We start from the raw sequence: 5,511 nt of genomic DNA, 5'->3' as shown, positions 1-5,511 counted from the left end.
CGACAGATAACATTCAATCCATTAGTGAAATGAAAGCAAATAGTAAGGAACAGCTATGCTTGCCAATATAAAAAAAACAGCAATAGCAACAGCAATTATTGCAACTGCTACAACAGGTTTTGCATCAGTAGCAACAGCTGCAGAGCGCAGCGAACTGACCGTTCACCCGAAAGAGTACACTACATTCGTACGTAACTTTAACCCGTACCTTGGTGCTACTAACCTACATACTACAACTGACTTCATGTACGAGCCTTTAGTAGTATTTAACGAAATGCACGGTAACACTCCGGTGTTCCGTCTAGCTGAAAACTTCAAAATGTCAGATGATCTGATGAGCGTTGTTTTCGACATTCGTAAGGGTGTTAAATGGTCTGATGGAGAAACTTTCTCTGCTGATGATGTTGTTTTTTCTTTCAACCTTGTAAAAGAGAAGCCAGAGCTTGACCAATCTGGTATCAACTCTTGGGTAACTTCTGTAGAAAAACTGAACGACAACCAAGTTAAGTTCACACTAACAGAAGCAAACTCAAACGTACCTTACGAGATTGCTAAAGTACCTGTAGTACCTAAGCACATCTGGAAAGACGTTAAAGATCCATCAACGTTTACCAATGAGAACCCTGTAGGTTCTGGTCCATTTACAGAAATCGATACGTTTACAGCGCAACTGTACATCCAGTGTGCAAACCCGAACTACTGGGATGCAGACAACCTAGATGTTGACTGTCTACGTGTTCCACAAATTGCGAACAACGACCAGTTCTTAGGTAAAGTTGTAAACAGTGAAATGGACTGGACGTCTTCTTTCGTTCCTGATATCGATCGTACATACGCTGCAGCAAGCCCTAAACACCACTACTGGTACCCGCCAGCAGGTACACAAGCATTCATCGTTAACTTCAAACACCCTGATGCTGCGAAGCATGAAGCATTGAGCAACGTTGAATTCCGTCGTGCTTTCTCTATGGCTCTTGACCGCCAAACTATCATCGACATCGCATTCTACGGTGGCGGTACTGTGAACGATTTCGCATCGGGTCTTGGCTACGCGTTTGAAGCTTGGTCTGATGAAAAAACTCACGACAAATACAAAGGCTTCAACACTTACAACGCTGAAGGCGCGAAGAAGCTTCTTGCTGACGCTGGCTTCAAAGATGTAAACAAAGATGGTTTTGTTGACACTCCATCAGGCAAATCTTTCGAACTAATGATTCAATCGCCAAACGGCTGGACTGACTTCAACAACACAGTTCAACTTGCGGTAGAGCAACTAAACGAAATCGGCATTAAAGCGAAAGCTCGTACACCTGACTTCTCTGTTTACAATCAAGCAATGCTTGAAGGTACATACGACGTAGCATACACAAACTACTTCCACGGTGCGGATCCATACACGTACTGGAACAGTGCTTACAACTCATCACTACAATCTGGTGATGGTATGCCTCGTTTCGCTATGCACTTCTACAAAAATGACAAGCTAGATGGTCTTCTAAACAGCTTCTACAAAACAGCTGACAAGAACGAACAGCTAGATATTGCACATGGTATCCAGCAAATTATCGCTGCAGACCAAGTGACAATCCCTGTGATGTCTGGTGCTTACATGTACCAATACAACACAACTCGATTCACTGGTTGGTGGAACGAAGAAAATCCAAAAGGCCGTCCAAACATTTGGGCTGGTATTCCAGAGCGTCTACTTCATGTACTGGACCTAAAACCAGTTAAATAAGTAATCGTTCAATCTTTGCGGCGTAACTTCTTACGCCGCTTATAAAAATCCCCACACTATCAATTGAAAGTATGGCGCTAGTCGTCAGGGGATTTTTCGTTCCAAATTTCGCTAGGAGCGACCTGAATCCAGAAACAGGGAAACAATCTGGGTGAGTAAGGTGTGAGTTATGGGTTATTTTTTAAGACGTTTGTCATTTTATTTTGTCGCGCTATTAGTTGCAGCGACGTTAAACTTTATTATTCCAAGAGCAATGCCTGGTGACCCAGTTACCATGATGTTTGCGAACGCTTCTGTACAAGTTACTCCTGAGCGTATTGCTGCAATGAAAGAACTATTAGGCTTCGTTGATGGCGGCTTACTGGTTCAATACGGCGCATACATGAAGAACATTCTAAGCTGGGAGCTTGGTACATCAATTCAATTCTACCCACTTTCTGTAAATACTCTGTTGGGTGGAGCATTTGGTTGGTCGCTATTCTTAGCAGGCACCGCCGTTATTCTTTCTTTCTCTATTGGTTCAATCCTAGGTATTTTTGCAGCGTGGAAACGTGGCAGCAAATACGATGCCTTTGTGACTCCCGGGATGCTGATTTTACAAGCCGTTCCTCAGGTTGTTATTGCCATGATTGCGCTGTTTACCTTCGCAATCGGCTTGAAATGGTTCCCAACAGGTTACGCCTATACCGCGGGTACGATTCCAGATTGGACAAGCTGGGCATTCATTAAAGATGTCGCTTACCACGCCTTCTTACCTTTGCTATGTGCATCTATTGTTCAAATTGGTGGCTTCCTAGTAAACATGCGTAACAACATGATCAACCTGCTAGCTGAAGATTACATCACCATGGCGAAAGGCAAAGGCCTTAGCGAAAACCGAGTGGTATTCAATTACGCAGCTCGTAACGCGATGCTACCAAGTGTGACAGCACTTTCTATGTCGCTAGGTATGGCAATCGGTGGTCAGTTAATTATCGAAATCATCTTTAACTACCCAGGCCTTGGCAGCGTACTTTTCAACGCAATTAACGCTCGTGATTACCAAGTACTGCAAGGTCAACTGCTTATCATGACGCTATTCATGCTGTTCTTTAACCTAGTTGCAGACATGCTTTACGTTGTTCTTGACCCTCGTCTTCGTAAGGGTGGTAAATAATCATGAAAGATATTCTAAAACTCATTTGGCGTAACCCGATGGCCTTAACCGGCGTCATCATCCTAAGTATTTTTATTCTTGGTGCGATTGCGGCTCCATTGATCACAAAACATGTGCCAGACAAACGTACAGGTAATCCACACGAATACCCTGGCTTCGTGGTTAAGTCTGCACAAACTAACCCTGATGGCTGGGTTGCTCAAAACCTAGCAGACGATCGTCGTACGTTGATAATGTCTAAGAAGGCAGACCACGTACTGGGAACAACTCGTATGGGTCGTGACGTTTGGTCACAAGTGGTATACGGCGCACGCGTATCTCTTGCTGTAGGTTTTGGTGCGGGTCTTACCGTATGTTTACTAGCAACGGTTATTGGTGTTTCCGCAGGCTACTTTGGCGGCCGTGTCGATGATGTTCTGACAGCCGCAATGAACATCATGCTGGTTATTCCTCAATACCCATTACTGTTCGTAGTTGCAGCCTTTATCGGTGAGGCAGGGCCACTCACCATAACCTTGGTTATCGGCTTTATGTCCTGGGCTTGGGGCGCGCGTGTTGTTCGTTCCCAGACCTTAGCACTGCGTGAAAAAGAGTTTGTAAAAGCCGCTGAAGTTCTGGGTGAATCTTCATTCCGTATTATCTTCGTAGAGATTCTTCCAAACCTTATCTCTATCGTTGGCGCGAGCTTCATCGGTTCGGTGATGTACGCAATCATGATGGAAGCAACGATTTCGTTCCTAGGTCTTGGTGACCCGAACACAATCAGCTGGGGCATCATGCTTTACAACGTTCAAACCTCTTCATCAATGCTGATTGGCGCTTGGTGGGAACTGTTGGCTCCTTGTATCGCATTGACACTACTTGTAACTGGTCTTGCTCTACTTAACTTCGCTGTCGATGAAATTGCCAACCCGCAACTGCGTTCTCACAAAGGCATGAAGCGTTGGAAGAAATTAGCAGCACAAGACAAAGAAGAACGTGAACCTGAACTACCACCACAAAATGCACTTTGGAGCGGAGATAAATAATCATGTCTGAACCACTAATTTCTATCCGCAATTTATGCGTGGATTACATCACAGAGTCTGGCGATGTACGTGCGTGTAACAACGTAAGTTTCGACATTGCTCCAGGTGAAGTATTCGGCCTAGCTGGTGAATCTGGCTGTGGTAAATCAACTGTTGCTTTCTCTCTTATGCGTCTGCATAAGCCGCCCGCTTACATCAGTGGTGGTGAGGTTATCTTCAATGGTGAGAACATCCTTGAATACAGTGATGACCGTATGCAAGCGTTCCGTTGGAGCGAGATGTCGATGGTATTCCAGAGTGCGATGAACGCACTCAATCCTGTATTACCAATGGAAGAGCAGTTCTGTGACGTAATTATGCGTCACACCAACATGACTCGTGAGCAAGCTAAGCAACGCGCAGAAGGTCTACTTGAAATCGTAGATATTCACCCGAGCCGATTGAGTGACTACCCTCACCAATTCTCTGGCGGCATGCGTCAGCGCTTGGTTATTGCTATCGCTTTAGCATTGAATCCAAAGCTTATCATTATGGATGAGCCAACGACCGCACTTGATGTGGTTGTTCAACGCGAAATCCTACAAAAGATCTATGCACTAAAAGAAGAGTTTGGCTTCTCGATTCTGTTCATCACCCATGACTTGTCATTGATGGTCGAGTTCTCTGACCGTATCGGCATCATGTACTCAGGTGAGCTCATCGAGGTTGCCAATGCTCAAGATATTCTAGAAAACCCTTACCACCCTTATACCAAAGGGCTGGGAAGTTCTTTCCCTCCACTAACAGGGCCAAAGACAAAACTAGCAGGCATTCCGGGTAACCCTCTGAACCTGTTAGAGATCCCTGAAGGGTGTCGTTTCCAAGCTCGTTGTGATCGTGTACATGAAACGTGTACCAAGGTGCCAACCAAGCTGCGTTCTATCGACCCGGGACATTTGTCTAACTGCCACCTGTACGGTGACCCAATAGTACAAAGGAAGCTATAGCTTGCACGCTGATTCAGCGTGAATAACGAATAAGGCGGCTCGACCGCCGAAATGCAAGCAAAGCGAATAAGGATTCTGGAGACAATTATGAGCAAAGATTTCGGTCAATTATTGGTAGAAGGCAAGAATGTCGTAAAAGACTTCCCAATAAGCAGTACCACAATTCAAACCCCAATGATGCGTGCGATTAACGACGTATCATTCAAGATGTATAAAAGTCGCGGCCTAGCTGTGGTTGGTGAGTCAGGTTCAGGCAAATCAACAACAGCAAAAATGATCGCAAAAATGTACGCACCTTCGGGCGGTACGATCGAATACAAAGGTCGTGATATCCAAGAGATCTCAAGCAGAAAAGATCTTATGCACTACCGTGAAGGCGTGCAGATGGTATGGCAAGACCCGTTTGGTTCTCTGAACCCAACACATAACATCTTTCACCACATAGCTCGACCATTGTTGATCCACAAAAAAGTATCTCCGGGCAACAAGAAAGAGTTACAGGAACGTGTGTACGATCTTCTAGAGCAAGTTGGCTTAGTGCCACCACAAGCAACGGCAGAGAAGTACCCTCATCAACTCTCTGGTGGTCAGCGTCAACGTGTC

5 protein-coding genes are annotated in these 5,511 nt (G+C 45.1%); all 5 read left to right on the top strand.

What is annotated here, in order from left to right; genetic code table 11:
- Positions 1–55 precede the first annotated feature (55 nt).
- Complete coding sequence (locus tag AB4653_RS21700) at positions 56–1,738, top strand: ABC transporter substrate-binding protein (protein ID WP_009847561.1); 1,683 nt, start codon at positions 56–58, stop codon at positions 1,736–1,738.
- 169 nt (positions 1,739–1,907) lie between these two features.
- Positions 1,908–2,894 (top strand): ABC transporter permease, encoded by a 987-nt coding sequence (locus tag AB4653_RS21695; protein WP_009847562.1) that lies wholly within the window; start codon positions 1,908–1,910, stop codon positions 2,892–2,894.
- A 2-nt stretch (positions 2,895–2,896) separates the two neighbouring features.
- On the top strand, positions 2,897–3,922 hold the full coding sequence (locus tag AB4653_RS21690) for an ABC transporter permease (protein WP_009847563.1): 1,026 nt from the start codon (positions 2,897–2,899) through the stop codon (positions 3,920–3,922).
- A 2-nt stretch (positions 3,923–3,924) separates the two neighbouring features.
- Complete coding sequence (locus AB4653_RS21685) at positions 3,925–4,908, top strand: ABC transporter ATP-binding protein (protein WP_009847564.1); 984 nt, start codon at positions 3,925–3,927, stop codon at positions 4,906–4,908.
- 87 nt (positions 4,909–4,995) lie between these two features.
- Positions 4,996–5,511, top strand: a 516-nt coding sequence (locus AB4653_RS21680) for an ATP-binding cassette domain-containing protein (RefSeq protein WP_372105326.1), incomplete at its 3' end; no start/stop codon positions are given.

The sequence above is a fragment of the Vibrio sp. 10N.222.48.A3 genome (assembly GCF_041475345.1).
In the GTDB taxonomy this organism is placed as follows: domain Bacteria; phylum Pseudomonadota; class Gammaproteobacteria; order Enterobacterales; family Vibrionaceae; genus Vibrio; species Vibrio tasmaniensis_A.
This window is presented reverse-complemented; position numbering and strand designations above follow the sequence as displayed.